Origin of the sequence: Actinoplanes sp. NPDC048967 (genome assembly GCF_040649415.1) — a bacterium.
Classification (GTDB): Bacteria; Actinomycetota; Actinomycetes; order Mycobacteriales; family Micromonosporaceae; genus Actinoplanes.
Genome location: NZ_JBEZFL010000002.1, coordinates 64,090 through 81,215, shown reverse-complemented (window position 1 = coordinate 81,215; position 17,126 = coordinate 64,090). Strand labels below are relative to the sequence as shown.

Annotated in this window: 14 protein-coding genes; 8 read left to right on the top strand and 6 right to left on the bottom strand. The window is 73.1% G+C overall.

Annotated features, from left to right (window positions below; translation table 11 throughout):
• The first annotated feature begins 64 nt into the window (after positions 1 to 64).
• Complete coding sequence (locus AB0C12_RS07045) at positions 65 to 919, top strand: LysR family transcriptional regulator ArgP (RefSeq protein ID WP_360545085.1); 855 nt, start codon at positions 65 to 67, stop codon at positions 917 to 919.
• Here the strand turns inward: AB0C12_RS07045 and dapD are convergent.
• Positions 916 to 1,863, bottom strand: a complete 948-nt coding sequence (dapD, locus tag AB0C12_RS07040) for a 2,3,4,5-tetrahydropyridine-2,6-dicarboxylate N-succinyltransferase (protein ID WP_360545083.1) — start codon at positions 1,861 to 1,863, stop codon at positions 916 to 918. The genes AB0C12_RS07045 and dapD overlap by 4 nt on opposite strands.
• Before the next feature lie 60 nt (positions 1,864 to 1,923).
• Between dapD and AB0C12_RS07035 the strand changes: the two genes are divergently transcribed.
• Entirely contained in the window at positions 1,924 to 2,361 is a 438-nt protein-coding gene (locus AB0C12_RS07035) for a hypothetical protein (protein WP_360545081.1), read from the top strand.
• Here the strand turns inward: AB0C12_RS07035 and AB0C12_RS07030 are convergent.
• Genes AB0C12_RS07030 through AB0C12_RS07020 form a run of 3 tightly spaced genes read right to left on the bottom strand, consistent with a single transcriptional unit; the run spans position 2,348 to position 4,553 of the window.
• Complete coding sequence (locus AB0C12_RS07030) at positions 2,348 to 2,707, bottom strand: hypothetical protein (RefSeq protein ID WP_360545079.1); 360 nt, start codon at positions 2,705 to 2,707, stop codon at positions 2,348 to 2,350. The two genes, AB0C12_RS07035 and AB0C12_RS07030, sit on opposite strands and share 14 nt — an antisense overlap.
• Positions 2,704 to 4,257: a hypothetical protein gene (locus AB0C12_RS07025; RefSeq protein ID WP_360545077.1), complete on the bottom strand. Its 1,554-nt coding sequence runs from the start codon at positions 4,255 to 4,257 to the stop codon at positions 2,704 to 2,706. The genes AB0C12_RS07030 and AB0C12_RS07025 overlap by 4 nt, the downstream gene beginning before the upstream one ends.
• Positions 4,254 to 4,553 carry a type VII secretion target gene (locus AB0C12_RS07020; protein WP_360545075.1) on the bottom strand — a complete coding sequence of 100 codons (300 nt, stop codon included), beginning with the start codon at positions 4,551 to 4,553 and terminating at the stop codon, positions 4,254 to 4,256. Before AB0C12_RS07020 ends, AB0C12_RS07025 begins: the two co-directional genes overlap by 4 nt.
• A 122-nt stretch (positions 4,554 to 4,675) precedes the next feature.
• Here AB0C12_RS07020 and dapE point away from each other — a divergent pair, with 122 nt between their 5' ends.
• Positions 4,676 to 5,752 carry a succinyl-diaminopimelate desuccinylase gene (gene dapE / locus AB0C12_RS07015; protein WP_360545073.1) on the top strand — a complete coding sequence of 359 codons (1,077 nt, stop codon included), beginning with the start codon at positions 4,676 to 4,678 and terminating at the stop codon, positions 5,750 to 5,752.
• Between the two features lie 2 nt (positions 5,753 to 5,754).
• Here the strand turns inward: dapE and AB0C12_RS07010 are convergent, their stop codons facing one another.
• Positions 5,755 to 5,922 carry a hypothetical protein gene (locus AB0C12_RS07010; protein WP_212991198.1) on the bottom strand — a complete coding sequence of 56 codons (168 nt, stop codon included), beginning with the start codon at positions 5,920 to 5,922 and terminating at the stop codon, positions 5,755 to 5,757.
• Positions 5,923 to 6,123: 201 nt separating this feature from the next.
• On the opposite strand from AB0C12_RS07010, the gene AB0C12_RS07005 reads away from it, so the two are divergent.
• The 5 genes from AB0C12_RS07005 (at position 6,124) to AB0C12_RS06985 (ending at position 16,639) form a co-directional block, all read left to right on the top strand.
• On the top strand, positions 6,124 to 6,900 hold the full coding sequence (locus AB0C12_RS07005; protein WP_360545071.1) for a TIGR00730 family Rossman fold protein: 777 nt from the start codon (positions 6,124 to 6,126) through the stop codon (positions 6,898 to 6,900).
• Between the two features lies 1 nt (position 6,901).
• The gene (locus AB0C12_RS07000) at positions 6,902 to 7,450 is read left to right on the top strand and encodes a TIGR00730 family Rossman fold protein (RefSeq protein WP_360545069.1); all 549 of its coding nucleotides are present in this window, start codon (positions 6,902 to 6,904) and stop codon (positions 7,448 to 7,450) included.
• Between the two features lie 360 nt (positions 7,451 to 7,810).
• Entirely contained in the window at positions 7,811 to 8,830 is a 1,020-nt protein-coding gene (locus AB0C12_RS06995) for a LacI family DNA-binding transcriptional regulator (RefSeq protein WP_360545067.1), read from the top strand.
• 58 nt (positions 8,831 to 8,888) lie between these two features.
• Positions 8,889 to 13,001, top strand: coding sequence for a UvrD-helicase domain-containing protein (locus AB0C12_RS06990; protein WP_360547034.1), 4,113 nt, complete (start codon positions 8,889 to 8,891; stop codon positions 12,999 to 13,001).
• Positions 12,998 to 16,639 carry a UvrD-helicase domain-containing protein gene (locus AB0C12_RS06985; RefSeq protein ID WP_360545065.1) on the top strand — a complete coding sequence of 1,214 codons (3,642 nt, stop codon included), beginning with the start codon at positions 12,998 to 13,000 and terminating at the stop codon, positions 16,637 to 16,639. Before AB0C12_RS06990 ends, AB0C12_RS06985 begins: the two co-directional genes overlap by 4 nt.
• A gap of 8 nt (positions 16,640 to 16,647) precedes the next feature.
• On the opposite strand, the gene AB0C12_RS06980 is transcribed toward AB0C12_RS06985, so the two are convergent.
• Positions 16,648 to 17,055, bottom strand: coding sequence for a pilus assembly protein CpaE (locus AB0C12_RS06980; protein ID WP_360545063.1), 408 nt, complete (start codon positions 17,053 to 17,055; stop codon positions 16,648 to 16,650).
• Positions 17,056 to 17,126: the final 71 nt, after the last annotated feature.

Genomic DNA, 17,126 nt, shown 5'->3' with positions numbered 1-17,126 from the left:
CGCTAGGACCGATGCGTGATGTACTCCAGCTAAAGATCCTTCACGAACATTAGGGATTCTGTACGTGGACGCGGTGCAGCTGGCGACGTTCCAGGCGGTGATCGAGGGCGGCAGCTTCGAGGCCGCCGCCCGTACGCTGCACGTCACCCCGTCCGCGGTGAGTCAGCGGATCAAGGCTCTCGAGCAGGCCGTCGGGCAGGTGCTGGTCCGCCGGGCCAAACCCTGTGAGGCCACCGAGGCGGGACAGGCGCTGGTCCGGCTGGCCGGCCAGATCGCGCTGCTCGAACGCGAGGCCCTCTCGGCGGCCCGGGGCGTGCCCGGCGGCGACGGCCGGACCCGGATCTCGGTCGTGGTCAACGCCGACTCGTTGCACACCTGGTTCCTGCCCGCGCTGGCCGCGCTGCCGGCCCAGCCGGCGCTGAGCTTCGAACTGCACCAGGACGACCAGGACCACACCGCGGAGCTGCTGCGCGCGGGTACGGCGATGGCCGCGGTGACCGCACAACACGTGGCCGTGCAGGGTTGCCGGGTGGAGAAGCTCGGCGCGATGCGCTACCTGGCGGTGGCCGCCCCGGGCCACTTCACCGGTTTCGCCACCACGCCGATGCTCGTCTTCAACCGCAAGGACCGCCTCCAGCACCGCTTCCTGGAGGCGCTGGGCAGCGGCGACCTGGAACCGCCGATCACCTACATCCCGGCGGCGCACGCCTTCGTCGAGGCGATCCGGCTGGGCCTCGGGTGGGGCATGATCCCGGAGCAGACGGCCCGCGAGGACATCGCCGCGGGCCGGGGCGTGGACCTGGCGCCGGGCCGGCACCTGGACATCCCGCTCTACTGGCAGTACTGGCGGATGGAGTCGACGGTGCTGACGGCCCTGACCAGCGCGGTCAAGGCCGTCGCGGCCCGAGCGTTGCGTTAGTCGTTGGCGTGCAGGGCGGCGTTGAGCTCGATGCCCGTACCCTTGCGCGGCCGGGCCTCCAGGGCGCCGGTCACCGAGTTGCGCCAGAAGAGCAGGCCGTTGACGCCCGACAGCTCGCGGGCCTTGACCACCCGGCCGTCCGGCAGCGTCAGCTTCGACCCCGCGGTGATGTAACAACCGGCCTCGACGACGCAGCCGTCACCGAGCGAGATGCCGATGCCGGCGTTGGCCCCGAGCAGGCTGCGCTCACCGATGGACACCTTGTCCTTGCCGCCGCCGGAGAGCGTCCCCATGATCGACGATCCGGCGCCGACGTCGGAACTGTCACCGACGACCACACCCTGCACGATGCGGCCCTCGACCATGGAGGTGCCGAGCGTGCCGGCGTTGAAGTTGCAGAAGCCCTCGTGCATGACGGTCGTGCCGCTGGCCAGGTGTGCGCCGAGCCGCACCCGGTCGGCGTCGGCGATGCGCACCCCGGAAGGCGTCACGTAGTCGGTCATCCGCGGGAACTTGTCGACCCCGTAGACGGCGAGGTGCCGGCCGGCGGCGCGCTCGATGAAGCGCAGCTCGTCCACCCGGTCCGGCGGGCACGGCCCGGCCGACGTCCAGGCGACGTTGGCCAGCAGACCGAAGATGCCGTCGAGATTCTGCTCGTTGGGCCGCACCAGCCGGTGCGACAACAGGTGCAACCGCAGGTACGCGTCCGAGGCGTCCTTGATCGGGTCGGCCAGCGAGCCGACCTCCACCCGTACCTCGACCGTGGCCAGCCCGGCCAGCGCCTTCGGCCCGGTGAGACCGGCGGGCAGCGTAGGCGCCTCGTCCGGAACGGTGCCGAGACCGAGGAAACCGCTCGGGAACCAGGTGTCGAGCACCTGACCTTCAGCGGTGACGGTGGCGAGGCCGATGCCCCAGGCCGGCGAGGTCGAGATCGCGGTACTCACGCAGCGAACCCTACTAGGAGGGGGCAGCGCCCGTGGCGCCGGTTCAGTAGGGTCCGGCCGGTGAGAAGGGTGTTGTCGTGGTCGCTCGCCGTAGCGATCCTGCTGGCCGCCGCGGTCTGGGGCGGCCTGACCCTGCGCGAGCGCGCGACCTTCGGCACCAAGATCAATGAGGAAGACCTGACCGTCGAGGTCGACGAGGGCGACCGCTTCTCCCTGGCCGTCCCGGACCGCGGCGCCTCCGTCGGCGACGCGTGGTCGGCGGCCGCCACGCCGGACGGGATCGTGGCCGCTGTCGAGGACCGCAAGGTCATGAGCAACGTCTGGGATCGCGTCTTCGGTCCCGAAGCAGGCGGCGGCGCCGGGACCCGCTACTTCATCTACACCGCCGAGACGCCCGGCACGGTGCGGGTGACGCTGGCCAACTGCTTCCAGGGCTGTCGCGACGACGACTCGCGAGGCCTCTCCCGCGAGGTGACCTGGACGGTCACGGTCGGCTGAGGCGGGCCTCGATGATCGCCGCGACGGCGTCGAGCCAGCCGGCGAAAAGCTGATCGTCGCCGTGCGCGACCACCAGCCAGGGACGGACCACCTCGGTCTGCCCCGCCGTCGGCATCGGCTCGGGCAGTCCAGCGGCGAAGGCGATGCCACCGCGCCGCACGACCTCGGCCAGGAAACGCACGGACGCCGGTTGCCCGCCCGCCCGCGCGACCTGCACGGCGGCCGGAACGGCCGCGCCGATCAGCAGCTGCCGGGCCGGATCGGCCGTGCGCAGGGCCGCGGCCACCACTTCAGCGACATCGACGGTCAGCAGGTCGTCATCGGTCCGCACCCCGGCGCGGCTCATCGGCCGGCCACCGCGGGCAGGCGCACTGCGGTCGGCTCGCGCGGGATCTCCGGGTCGATGGCATCGACGTGGCCGTCGGTGAACTCCCGCTCGGTGATCCAGTAGGTGTAACCCCAGGGGTTGTAGATCTGCAGCTGGTTGCCCGAATGCCCGATGACCAGCAACTGGTGGCCCTCCGATCCCTCATCGACCGACAGCGGGACCGGCCGGCCCTCGTCCACCGCGCGCTCGATCTGCGGCAGGACGCCGGCCCGCGACTCGGAGTCCCGGATCTGCACGTCCTCGTAGTGGGTGCCCGTGCGCGGTGCGATCTCCTCGTTGGCGATCGTCTCGGACTGCTCGTCGGTCATCCCCGCGCTGTGGAACGTCTCCTGCCACCAGGCGCGGCCGTCGTCGTAGACCTGAACCTGCTCGTCGCGCAGCCGGTCCGCGAACGCGGCGGGATTGTCGAACTGCGGGTCGCCGGGATGACCGCCGGTGGTGAGCTGCAGGGCGTAGAGCGGGTCGACCTGGGCCCGGGCCGTCACTGTCGACGAGGCCACGCAGGTCGGCAGCGGACCCTGCTGCCATTCCGCGGCACCGAAGTGGTTGGACTGCGTGCCGGGCATCGGGTTCTCGACGTCCAGCGACAGCGGACTCAGATGCTCCCGCAGCCACCCCGGATCGCCACCGTGCCCGGCGATCAACTGGTCGAACCCGGCCACCTCAGCCACCGAATACCCCGCCGCCAACGTCTTCAGCAGGTACGCCCGATGCTCCGGCGAGTAGGCCGTCGCCAGCAGCCCGGTCATCCGTTCCCGGTCCTCGTCGTTCAGCGCCGCCAGCGCCTCCGCCGCCCGCTGGTCCATCGCCGGGGTCAGCACCGTCGTCAGCGGCACCATGGTCCGAGTCCAGCCGGCGCCCGCGATCACCACCTCGTCGACCGCCGACAGCGGGGAGTCGCTGAGCCGGCCGGTGCGGGCCTGCGTCTCGATCTCGTGCAGGGCCGTCGCGAAGTCCTCCGCCGCGTTGCGCATCGAGATGTGCTTGTCGACCCGGCCGTCGATGTGCGCGATCGCCGACGCGTGCTGGTCGCGCATGATGTCGCCCTCGTACTCGAGGTTGGGCACCGGGCCCCAGCTCATCGCCCCGACCGTGGCGGCGATCTCGGCCAGCGAGGCCGCGTTGCCGCGGTCGCCGGGCTCCTGCTGGACCAGCTCGGCGTGCTGCCGTACCTGGTCGCTGATCTGCCGGAACGCCGTCAGCGCACGGAACATGTCGTCGGCGAGCGCCCGCAGCGCTTCGTTCGCGGTGACGTGGGTGTCGCCGGCCCACACGTCGCTGATGCCCTGCTCGCGCAGCACGTCGGCCGCGTCCAGGGCCTTCTCCACCGAGTGCGCCACGGTCCGGCAGTCGTCCGCGATCAGTCGCAGCGCGTCCGCGTCACCGCCGAAGGTCGGCACGGCCGCGGCGGCGGCGCAGGCCTCGGCCAGCTCGTTCGCGCCCCACACGCCGTGCGCGTCGTGGATGTCGTCCTGCAGGTCCTGCAGCCGGTCCAGCTCGTCGCTCATCGGCTGCCGGCCAGCCGGCCGGCGCCGCGAGCGTCCGCCGCGTCGTAGTCGGCGGCGGCCGCGTCGAGAGCGTCGGCCAGCTGGCGGGCCGCCTCGGCCAGGACCTCCGTCTCCTTCTCCCAGGCGGCGATCGCCGACCGGTACGGGCCCGCCGTCGTGTACGTGTCGAAGGCCCCGGCGACCCGGAAGTCCCGTTCGGGTCCACCGGCCTGGATCCCGGCCCGGCGCAGGTGCTCGGCCACCTCGTCCCGCAGCTTCGTCGCGGCTGCCCGTAGCTGTGTCGTGTCGACCTGCATCGTCCGTGCGCCTCCCCAGGTTCCGGACCCGAAAGCCTAGTGGGAAAACACCGCCCGTGTCCGTCCGGTCTCACTCCGCGCATCGGCGTACGGCTTCATGTCCGGGCGGTAATGTGCCGCTCATGGCGAACCCGCTCACCCCTGACGTGCTCGTCGACCCCGTGGTGCTCACCCGCACCCTGGTCGACATCGAGTCCGTCTCCCGCGACGAGAAGGTCATCGCCGACTGCGTCGAGGACGTCCTGAGGCAGGCGCCGCACCTGCGCACCGAGCGGTACGGCAACACGGTCATGGCCCGCACCGAGCTGGGCCGCGCGCAGCGGGTCATCCTCGCCGGCCACCTGGACACCGTGCCGATCAACGGCAACTTCCCGTCCACCGTGGTCGACGACCTGATCTACGGCTGCGGCACCTCCGACATGAAGTCCGGCGTGGCCCTGGCCCTGCACCTGGCGGCGACCCTGCCCGAGCCCGGCTACGACGTCACCTATCTCTTCTACGAGGCGGAGGAGATCGAGTCGCAGTTCAACGGGCTGCACCTGGTCTCGCGGGAGCATCCGGAGTGGCTGCGGGCCGACTTCGCGGTGCTGCTGGAGCCCACGTACGGGGTGGTCGAGGCCGGCTGCCAGGGCACGCTGGCGGCCCGGATCCGGACCCACGGACGGCGGGCGCACACCGCGCGGGCGTGGCGCGGGGTCAACGCGATCCACGCGGCCGGTGAAGTGCTGCGCCGGCTCGCCGATTACCGGCCGCGCACAGTGACCATCGACGGGTGCACGTACCGTGAGGGGTTGAATGCGGTCCGTATCAGCGGCGGTGTGGCCGGCAACGTGGTGCCCGACGAGTGCGAGGTCGAGGTCAATCTGCGCTTCGCCCCGGACCGTTCCGAGAAGCAGGCGCTCGATCACGTGCACGAGGTCTTCGCGGATTTCGACATCGAGGTGACCGACTCGGCGCCCGGCGCACTGCCGGGGCTGGGGGCGGCTCCGGCGCGGGAGTTCCTCACCGCCGTCGGCGCGGAGCCGGCCGCGAAGCTGGGCTGGACCGATGTGTCGCGGTTCGCCGCGATGGGTATCCCCGCACTGAACTACGGGCCCGGGGATCCGGCGCTGGCCCACGCGCCGGACGAGCATGTCGAGATCGGCAAGATCCGCGACGGTGCTGCCACGCTGCACCGATGGCTCACCGCGTACGAGTAGGGTCAGGCCGGGTCGGCGGCGGGCCGGGGTATTTCCACGGTGGTCTCCGGGTCGAAGGCCGGGTCCGCCCCCGGCGGGGGCAGGGCCAGGGCCATCCGGCGTTCCTCGACCACCAGCCGGATGCGCCGCTGCATGCGGCGCTGCATCTTCATACGCTCGTAACGGGTCATCACGGTGGCTCCTCTGCCCAGATGCCCGGCGGTCAGCCGGGCGCCGTGCCTGCGCCGTGCGGGGTTCGGTAACTGTACAGACGCTCCAGAGCTACCGTCCGTTGCTTCAATCTGGCAAAAAGGCCGCCTCGTCGCAATCCTCTTGCCGAAACCCAACCGGTTATTCACCGGTTACGGACCGTCCGCACTACCGTGGTTGCCATGACGGACAGCACCAACGGTCGCAGGCGCGTACCCCCGGAGCGTCATCGCGGCGCCGTCACGCTCCGGCGTGAATCGATGCCCTTGAGCACCGCCGACGAGAAACTGCTCGACTCGCACCATCGCGGTGAGTGGAAGACCAAGGACGCGTGGCGCGCGCTGCGCATCCTGTCGGAGTTCGTCGAGGGCTTCGACACCCTCGCCGACCTGCCACCGGCCGTGAGTGTCTTCGGCTCGGCCCGCAGCACCCCGGACAGCCCCGAGTGTGAGCTGGCCGCGGACCTGGGCGCGGCCCTGGCCGAGGCCGGTTACGCGGTGATCACCGGCGGCGGGCCGGGCGTGATGGAGGCGGCGAACCGCGGCGCGACCGAGGCCGGTGGCATGTCGGTCGGGCTGGGCATCGAGCTGCCGTTCGAGCAGGGCCTCAACGACTGGGTCGACATCGGCATCGATTTCCGGTACTTCTTCGTGCGCAAGACGATGTTTGTCAAGTACGCGCAGGCGTTCGTCGTGCTGCCCGGCGGCTTCGGCACCCTCGACGAGCTGTTCGAGGCGATCACGCTGGTGCAGACGAAGAAGGTCACCCGCTTCCCGGTGATTCTGATCGGTACGGAGTACTGGGGTGGCCTGCTCGACTGGATCAAGGGCCGGCTGCTCGTCGACGGCAAGGTCAGCCCGGAGGACATGGACCTGATCATGCTGACCGACGACGTGGAGGAGGCCGTGCAGTTCATCGTGGACGCCGACGCCGCACTGGCCGAGAACGGGACCAGGTGACGTGGCGGCGATCTGCGTCTTCTGTGCTTCGTCCAGCACCCTCGACCAGCAGTGGCTCGACCTCGCGACCCAGCTCGGCAAGTCCCTCGGCCCCCGCGGCCACAGCCTGGTCTCCGGCGGTGGCTGCGTCGGCATGATGGGCGCGGTCGCCGACGGTGCCCGGGCCGGAGGAGCCCACACGCTGGGCGTGATCCCGCAGACGCTGGTCGACCTGGAGGTCGCGGACACCGGTTCGGACGAGCTCGTCGTCACCACGGACATGGGCGCCCGCAAGAACATCATGATCGAGCGCTCGGACGCGTTCATCACCCTGCCCGGCGGCCTGGGCACGCTCGACGAGCTCTTCGAGGTCTGGACGACCGCGACCCTCGATCTGCACCGCAAGCCGATCGTCCTGCTCGACCCGACGGGCTTCTACGACGGCCTGTGGAGCTGGCTGTCCGGCCTGGCCGACACGGAGTTCGTCCGCCGCCCGGCCCTGGCCCAGGTGACCGTGGTGAGCTCGATCGAAGCCGCGCTGGACACGATCGAGGCCGCCGCCCGGGCGTGACCGACGGATCCGGGAGGCGTCACGCCGGGGCGGGACGACCCGCCCCGGCGTGACCAGGACCTCGGCAGCCCGCCGGGCGACTCGGGGGCACGCCGAGGCACGCCGCTCGCGCGCGGCGTCCGCGCATCGCCCCGGGGACCGCGCGGCGACTTCGATGCTGCCGAGGCAGACCCGGTGTCCCGGCCCTGCCGGACCGGTGCGACACGGGCTGCCGGTCCGGCAGGGGGCTCCGGGCGGAACCAGCTGCTAGATGGGTTTAGCGTGACGTTGCTCCTCCGTGCGCCGCCCGTCAAGGGACCGATTTCGCCAAAGGCGCGCATCGGCGGCCGTCAGTTGGCCGGCGCGTGGAAGACTTCGGTCATGCCGCCGCAACGGGCGACCCTGCTGCAGGTCGCACAACGGGCCGGCGTGTCCCGCAGCACGGCGTCGTTCGTCCTCGCCGGACGCCACGTGGACATGCGCATCTCCGAGGACGCCCGGCAACGCGTGCTGCGGGCGGCCCAGGAGCTGGACTACCGGCCCAACCTGATGGCCCGCAGCCTGCGCACCAAGGTCACCAGGACCATCGCGCTGGTCTCTGACACGCTCGCCTCGGACCCGTACGCGGGCCGGGCCATCCACGGCGCCCTCGCCGCCGCCGTCGCCCACGGCCACCTGCTGTTCATCGGCGAGACCGAGGGCGAGTCCGTGATCGAGGAGAAGCTGATCTCCGACTTCCTGGACCGGCAGGTCGACGCCTTCGTGTACGCGAGCAGGTTCACCCGCTACGTGCGCGTGCCCAAGCTGCTCAAGGGCCGGCCGGTGGTGTTGCTCAACTGCCTGACCCGGGCCGCGAAACCGGCGCACCACTCGATCATCCCGGACGAGGTCGGGGCCGGCTGGAGCGCGGCCAAGGTGGTCATCGAGGCCGGTCACCGTGAGGGCATCCACCTGGTCGGCAACCTGGCCCACCACGTCTTCGCCGCCCGCGAGCGCCTGGCCGGGATCCGCGAGGGCTTCGGCGCGGCCGGCATCAAGCTGGCCGGGACGATCGACTGCGAATGGTGGCCGGACTCGGCGTACGAGGCGGTCAGCGCGGCGCTGGCCCAGGGACCGCGGCCGAAGGTGCTGATCTGCCTCAACGACCGGGTGGCGCTGGGCGCGTACCAGGCGCTGCGCGAGGCCGGCCTGAGCATCCCCGGCGACGTCTCGGTGCTCTCCTTCGACGACTCCGACCTGGCCGCCTGGCTGCGTCCGCAGCTGACCAGCATCTCGTTGCCGCACTACCAGCTGGGCTGGCAGGCGGTGGAGACGCTGCTGGACGCGGCGGGCCTGAACGAGCCCGAAGTGCGCCGGGTGCCGATGCCGGTCCGGTTCCGGGCGTCGATGGGTCAGCCCTGAGGGGATTCCGTCGTACCCGCGTGGTCTCATTGGTGCCGTGACCTCGACCCCCGCGGCGGTGCGCCGGCCGGCGTACCGGCTCGTCCGCCGGGCCGCCACCCCGGCGGACACGCTGCGCGACGACCCGCTGCAGCGGTATGTCGTCGGCCACACCGACGGCCCGCTGCTGGTGGTCGGCGGCCCCGGCACCGGGAAGACGACGGTGCTGGTCGAGGCGGTCGCGGCCCGCATCGCCGAGGGCGTCGACCCGGAACGCATCCTGGTGCTGACCTTCGGCCGCCGCGGCGCGGGCGCGCTCCGGGACCGGATCGAGGCCCGCATCGCGGGCCCGACCTACCACGAGCCACTGGTACGCACCTTCCACGCGTACGCCTTCGGTCTGCTCCGCCGCGCCGCCGCCGACCGCGGAGAACCGTCTCCGCGCCTGCTCACCGGCCCCGAGCAGGACCTGATCATCCGTGAGCTGCTCGCCGTGGTCGGCGAGGCGGACGCCGGGGACACGGTCCGCTGGCCCGACGCGCTGCGCCCGGCGCTGCCCACCCGCGCCTTCGCCCAACAGCTCCGCGACCTGATGCAGCGCGCAGCCGAGCGCGGCGTCGGCCCGGTCGAGCTGGCCCGCCTGGGTGAACGCCTGGGCCGCGATGACTGGCCGGCAGCGGCCCGGTTCATCCGCGAGTACGTCGCGGTGCTGGCCCTGCGCGACGCGACCACCCGCGGCTCGACGGCCTACGACCCGGCCGAGCTGGTCCGGGCGGCATCCGGCCTGCTGGCCGACGACCCGCAGCTGCTGGCCGCGGAACGCCGCCGGCTGGCCTATGTGTACGTGGACGAGCTGGCCGACACCGACCCGGCCCAGATAGAGCTGCTGTCCCTGGTCGCGGGCGGCGGCACCCCACTGGTGGCCTTCGGCGACCCGGACTCGTCGGTGTACGGCTTCCGCGGCGCCGACCCGGAGGCGGTGAGCTCCTTCCCGCAGCGCTTCCGCACGGCCTCGGGGGCGTTGGCCGAGGTCATCACGCTGCACACGAGTTACCGGGCCGAGCCGCCGGTGCTGGCAGCGACGGCCCGGGTCTCGCGGCGCATGCGGGGTGCGTCGCGCCATCGCTTCCTGCACCCGCCGCCTCCCGCGCCGGCCGAGCCCGATCCGGAGCAGTCTGAGCCGAGCCGGGAGGGGTCGCCGACCGACGACGCGGCCGGCTCAGGCGCTGCGGCAATCGAGCCGACCAGGCCGGGTGCGGCGGGGAGCGGGCCGGCTGGGCCGGGTGCGGCGAGGAGCGGGCTGGCTGGGCCGGATGCTGCGGGGAGCGGGCCGACCGCGCCGGGCGCTGCGGCAACCGACCCGACCGGGCCGGGCGCTGCGGCAACCGACCCGACCGGGCCGGGCGTGGCGGGAAGCGGGCTGGCTGGGCCGGGCGCTGCGGCAACCGACCCGGCCGGGCTGGGAGCTGCGGGGAGCGCGCCGACCGGCCCGAGTTCGGCCGAGATCGGGCCGACCGGGATCGAGCCGACCGGCACAGCCGGCACCGGGCTGGTCAGCGAGGCCGAAGCCGGGCTCGCCGGTGCCGGGCCGGCCGCCCGTGATGCGGCGGATTCAGAGCTCAGCGGCTCCCCGGCCGGGAGCGAGCAGGCGGGCTCGGCCGGTGACCGGCAGCCGAGCAGCGATGATCCCGACGCCGGGCGGCTCGTCGAGGGTGCTGTCGTGCGGACGTTCCGGTCGCCGACCAGCGAGACCGCTTATGTCGCTCACGCCTTGCGGGAGGCGCACCTTCTGCATGGTGTCCCGTGGTCCCGGATGGCCGTAGTGCTGCGTTCGACGACCCTGCAGCTGCCGTCCATCCAGCGCGCCCTCGCCGCCTCCGGCGTGCCGACCGTCACCCATTCCGAAGATCTCCCGCTGCACCTCCAGCCCGCCGTGGCGCCGTTCCTGCTGCTCCTGCGTTGTGCGCTCGAGCCGGACGTCCTCGACGAGGAAGCGGCCGTCGCGCTGCTGCACTCGCCGCTCGGTGGCGCCGATCCGCTCGCCGAACGCCGGCTGCGGCAGGGCCTGCGGGCCCTGGCGCTCGCCGCCGGTGACCGCCGGCCGTCCGGTGAGCTGCTGGTCGACGCGCTGCGCGACCAGGCCGGACTGGACGTCGTGGAACGCCGCTGGGCCGTGCCCGCGCAGACCGTGGCCCGGCTGATCGCCGTCGCCCGGGAGGCCGCCGCGGCGCCGGGCGCCACCGCCGAGCAGGTGCTGTGGGCGGTCTGGCGAGCGAGCGGCCTCGCCGAACGCTGGTACGCCCTCAGCACCCGCGGCGCCCCGGTGGAGCCCGGCGGCGAGGGTGGCCGGGCCCGGCAGTGGCGCGCGGAGGCAGCCGACCGTGACCTGGACGCGATCGTGGTCCTCTTCGATGCGGCGGCCCGGTTCGTCGACCGGCTGCCCGGCGCGCGCACCGAGGTCTTCCTGGACCACGTCCTCGGCCAGGACCTGCCCGCCGACTCGATCGCCCCGAGCGCCGACCGCGGCGAGGCGGTCCGGCTGCTCACCGCCCACGCGGCCAAGGGCCTGGAGTGGGACGTGGTCGTCCTGGCCGGCGTCCAGGAAGGCATCTGGCCTGACCTGCGGCTCCGGGGCAGCCTGCTCGGCTCGGAACGACTGGTGGACTTCCTGGCCGGCCGCGCCGCCGCGGGCGCGGCAGCCGTCGTCGGCCAGACCTCCGCACTGCTCGACGAGGAACGCCGCCTCTTCTACGTGGCCGCCACCCGGGCCCGGCGGCAACTGATCGTGACCGCTGTGGCCTCGGCCAGCGTCGGCGGTTCGGACGGGGAGGAACAGCCGAGCCGCTTCCTGGCCGAGTTGGCCCTGCCGGACCGCCGCAGCGGCCCCGACCCCGACCTGCCTCCGGACCCCGGCCCCACGGACCCCGACGATCCAGGCCCCGAGGACCCGGGCCCCGACGATCCGGGCCCGGCCGACTTCGGCCCGGACGATAACGGTCGGGGCAGCGGAGATCCGGACGGTAACGCTCGGGGCAGCGGAGAGCCGGACGGTAACGGCCGAGCCAGCGCCGGCCCGGATACCAGCGGCCGAGCAGACGCCGGCCCTGACAACCTCGACCCGAGCGATCCTGGCCCGAACGATCCCGGCGAGGACGGCACGCCGACGGAAGACACCGAGCCCGTATTCGACGAGTCCGACGTCGAGGTCCCGGTGGGCCGCCCGCCCCGCGCCCTCACCCTCTCCGCGCTCGTGGCTGAGCTCCGTACCGCCGTCGTCGCCCCCGACGCCTCCCCGGCCCGGCGGCATGCCGCCGCGGCCGAGCTGGCCCGCCTCGCCGCCGCCGGCGTCCCCGGTGCCCATCCCGACGAGTGGTGGGGTCTCCGCTCGCTCTCCGACGACCGGCCGCTGGTCGACGAGGGCGAACCGGTCAAGGTCACCCCGTCCTCGATGGAGAGCGCCCTGCGCTGCAGCCTGCGCTGGCTGCTGGAACGTCACGGCGGCGCGGCCCCGGCCGGTCCCGCTCAGGGTGTCGGCAATCTGGTGCACGCCGCCGCCATGCTGGCCGAGGACGCCAACGCCGACCGGGAGCGGCTGGTCGAGTACGTCTCGGCCCGGTTCGACGCGATCGAGCTGGCCGCGCGCTGGCTGGCCGGCCCCGAGCAGGAACGCGCCCAGGGCATGGTGGACAAGCTGCTGCGCTGGCTGGCCAAGAACCCGCGCCGGTTGCTCGCCATCGAGCACGAGTTCACCGTGCGGCTGGACGATCCGAGCCGGCCGATCCAGCTCACCGGGCGGGTCGACCGGCTGGAGGTGGACGAGCAGGGCCGGCTGGTTGTCATCGACCTCAAGACCGGTAAGAGCACCACCGTCACCACCGGTGATGTCGAGGAGCACGCCCAGCTCGCGGGCTATCAGGCCGCCGTCGACGCCGGCGCTTTCGACGAGTTCGGTGATGAGAGCGGCGGGGCCGCCCTGGTCCAGCTCGGCCCGACCAAGGAGGCCCGCGAGCAGATGCAGCTGCCGCTGGCCGAGGCCACCGACCCGAACTGGGCGTACGCGATGGTCCGGCGCACCGCCGACACCATGGCAGCTTCCACGTTCTCGGCCGTCGCCAACAACAAGTGCCGGGTCTGCCCGGTCAAGACCAGCTGTCCCATCTCCGGTCAGGGCCGGCAGGTCGTCGAGCCGTGACCCAGCCCAGCCTGTTCACCGACCTCCCCGCCCGGCCGCGCCGCCGGGCTGATTCCGGGCCGCGTTACACCCCGGTCGAGCTGGCGAAACTGCTGCGGCTGCACGCGCCGACCCCCGAGCAGGCCGCGATCATCGCGGCGCCGGTCGAGCCGGTCCTGGTGGTCGCCGGCGCCGGTTCCGGCAAGACCGAGACGATGGCGTCGCGGGTGGTCTGGCTGGTCGCCAACGGGTACGCCCACCCGGACGAGATCCTCGGCCTCACCTTCACCCGCAAGGCCGCCGGCGAGCTGGCGCACCGTGTCCGGACCCGGCTCGGGCAGCTGGTCCGGCGCCTCGGTCAGCAGGACGCCCTGGCCGGCGAGCCGACCGTCTCGACCTACCACTCGTACGCGGCCCGCGTGGTCACCGAGCACGGTCTGCGCGCCGGATACGAGCCGTCGGCCCGGCTGCTCACCGAGGCCGCCCGCTGGCAGATCGTGGACTCGCTGGTGCGCTCGTACACGGGGGAGATGACCGGGTTGAACCGCGCGCCCGGCACCGTCACCGATGACGTGCTGGCGCTCTCCGGTGAGCTGGCCGAGCATCTGGTCACGCCCGATGATCTCGCCGCGTGGACCGGCCGGTTCTTCGCCGAGGTGCAGTCCCTGCCCGGCCGGGTCTACAAGGACGTCAACGACATGCTGTTGCGCCAGCGGCACCGGCTCACCCTGCTACCCCTGGTACGCCTCTACGACCAGCGCAAACTCGACATCGAGGCGATGGACTTCGGCGACCAGATGGCCCGCGCGGCCCGGGTCGCCCGGGATCATCCCGAGGTCGGGGCGATCGAGCGCGGCCGCTTCAAGATCGTGCTGCTGGACGAGTACCAGGACACCAGCCACGCCCAGGTGGTCCTGCTCAACGCGCTCTTCGGCGGCGGTCACCCGGTCACCGCGGTGGGCGACCCGTGCCAGTCGATCTACGGCTGGCGGGGCGCCTCGGCCGGCACGCTGGACCGGTTCCCCACGGAGTTCACCGGCCCGGGCGGGCGCGAGGCGTGGGTGCTCAACCTGACCCGCAGCTGGCGCAACCGTCCCGAAATCCTCCAGGTCGCGAACGCGTTGTCCCGGCCGCTGCGGGCCGCCGGCGCCCGGGTCGCCGAGCTGATCCCGGCGCAGCGGGTGGCCGACCGGGTGGGCGGGCGCACGGTCGCGTGTGCGCTGCTGCCCACGTACGCGGAGGAGGCCGCCTGGATCGCCGACTCCATGCTGGCCGCCTGGCGGGCCGCGGCCCGGCTGCCGGACGCCCTGCCCGGTGACATCCCGCTGGAGAAACGCCCGACCAGCGCGGTGCTGGTCCGGGTCCGCAGCCAGATCGCCGCGATCGAGGAGGCGCTGCGCGCCCGCGGCCTGCCGGTCGAGGTGGTCGGCCTGGGCGGCCTGCTCGACACCCCGGAGGTACGCGACGTCGTCTGCACGCTGCGGGTGCTCGCCGACCCGACGGACGGCGCCGCACTGTTGCGCCTGCTGACCGGGGCCCGCTGGCGGATCGGTCCGCGTGACCTGGTGGCGTTGCATCGGCGCGCCCGGGCCATCGCCGCGGCCCGGGTGTCCGCGACGACCGGCGACGAGCCCGAGGACATCGTCGCGGACCGGCTGGACGACGCCACCCTGGTCGAGGCGATGGCGGACCTCGGCGCGCCCCAGCAGTACTCGCAGGAGGGATATGCGCGGCTGCGGGCGTACAGCAGAGAGCTGGCCGAGTTGCGGCACCGCCTGGACCAGCCGCTGCCGGACCTGGTCGCCGACATCGAACGCACCATCGGTCTCGACGTCGAGGTGGCCGTCCGCGGCTGGGGCGCGGGCGACGCGGGCCTGGCCCGCGGCCACCTGGACGCCCTCGGTGACGTGGCGGCCCGGTACGCGGGGGACACGGACGGCGGCACGCTCGCGGGCTTTCTGGCCTTCCTGGCCGCGGCCGAGGAGGAGGAACGCGGCCTCACCCCGGGCCAGGTCGACGTGGTCGAGGGCGCGGTGCAGATCCTGACCGCGCACGCGGCGAAGGGCCTGGAGTGGGACGTGGTGGCGGTCGCGGGCCTGACCAAGGGCGTGTGGCCGGGCATGACCCGAGGCTCCGACCATTACCTGATGGGCATCGGGGTGCTGCCGTTCCCGCTGCGGGGTGACTCCGACGGCCTGCCGGCGCTGGACCTCTCCGCGGCGGCGGATCAGAAGGACGTGGCGGGGGCGCTGACGACGTTCAGCAAGGCTTGGCGTGAGCACGACGAGCGGGAGGAGCGCCGGCTGGCGTACGTGGCGGTGACCCGGCCCCGGCGGTTGCTGCTCTGCTCCGGCTACTGGTGGGGCGACGGTGTGAAGAAGCCGCGCGGTCCGTCCGTCTTCCTCCAGGAGATCCGGGCGACCTGCCTGGACGGTGCCGGGGTGGTCGAGGAATGGACCCCGGAGCCGGCGGCCGACGCGACCAACCCGAGCGCTGAGCTGGTGGCCACCGCGGAATGGCCGTCGGATCCGCTGGGGGCTCGCCGGCCGGCGATGGCGGCGGCCGCGGATCTGATCCGCCGGATGATGGTGAGCCCTGACCCGATGGCGGCCGAGGCCTTCGTGGAGCTGGCCGCGGGAGATCCGGAGATCGCCGCACGCGCCGGCCTGGCCGCCGACCTGATCGGCCTCCCGGCCGCCGGCACCCTGCCGGGGACCGGCGCCGACACCCCGCCTAGGGCCGGCGCTGACACCCCGCCTAAGGCCGGCGCCGACACCCCGCCTAGGGCCGGCGCCGACACCCCGCCCAAGGCCGGCGATGGCGCCCTGCCCGAGGGCGGCGCCTCGCCTGAGGGCGGCGACGCCGCCTCGTCAGAGGCCGAACCGCCGGCGGGCTCCCGGCGCCACGCCGAAGCCACGCCAGGCGCCGAGGAAGGCGGTCCGGAGCCGGATGTTGCCGCGGACGATCCGGACATCGCCCGCTGGCGGCGGGAGGCCCGGATCCTGCTCGCCGAACGCGACGAGCGGGCCCGCCACGACGGCCCGCTCGAAGTCGCCCTGCCGCCGCACATCTCGGTCTCCCAGCTGGTCGTGCTGCGCCGCGACCCGCAGGCCCTGGCGCGGTCCCTACGGCGCCCGTTGCCGCAACGCCCCACCCCCTACGCCCGGCGCGGCACCGCCTTCCACGCCTGGCTGGAGCAGCGCTTCGGCTCGGCTCGCCTGCTGGACGTGGACGAGCTGCCCGGCGCGGCGGACGACGACGCGGCCGCCGACGAGGAGCTGACCGCGTTGCAGGAGGCGTTCCTGGCCGGGGAGTGGGCCGAGCGCACTCCGGTCGAGGTCGAGGTGCCGTTCGCGACCACGGTCGCCGGGGTCGTGGTGCGGGGGCGGATGGATGCGGTCTTCGCCGATCCGGGCGACCGGTTCGACGTCATCGACTGGAAGACCGGTCGCCGGCCCACTGCCACGGACGCTGCTGCCGCGGCGGTGCAGCTCGCGGCGTACCGGATCGCCTGGGCCGCCCTGGCCGGGGTGCCGGTGTCGCGGGTCCGGGCCGGCTTCCACTACGTCCGCGACGGGGTGACGGTCCGGCCGGTCGACCTGCTGGACGCGGACGGCCTGGCCGCGTTGATCGAAGAGGTGCCTGAGCAGGCCGGCTGAACGATGGATCAGGTTGTGGCGGCGGCCAACAGGTGCAGCAGGGCGGCCGCGTACGCCTCCTCCGGCGTGGGCGCGGTGAACGTCCGGTCCTCACCCAGCAGAGTGATGTCCACGTCCCAGCCGCGGTCCGTGCGGCGCAGGGCCCGCAGGGTCCGGCCGAGCAGCTCCCGGAGCTGGTCCTCGCGGGGCAGCCACAGTGCCTCGTCCAGCTCCACGTCGTCCATCGCCCACTCCGTGGTGCCGTTGAAACCGATCACCCGGCCCTCCGGCAACGAGTACACCTCAATGGTCATGTTGCTCAGCACGAACACGTCTTCGTCCAGGTCACGGTCGGGGATCGCGAAGCGGTCACCCGGCCCCGGTTTCCAGATCAGGCCGGCTTCCCTGAGCTCCTGTGCCACTTGCACGCCGATCACCGGTGCGCTCCCTTCGTCGTGCTAGGCTCCATCGCGTTGTCAGTTTGGTTCCCAAGTACCTAGGAGCGCCT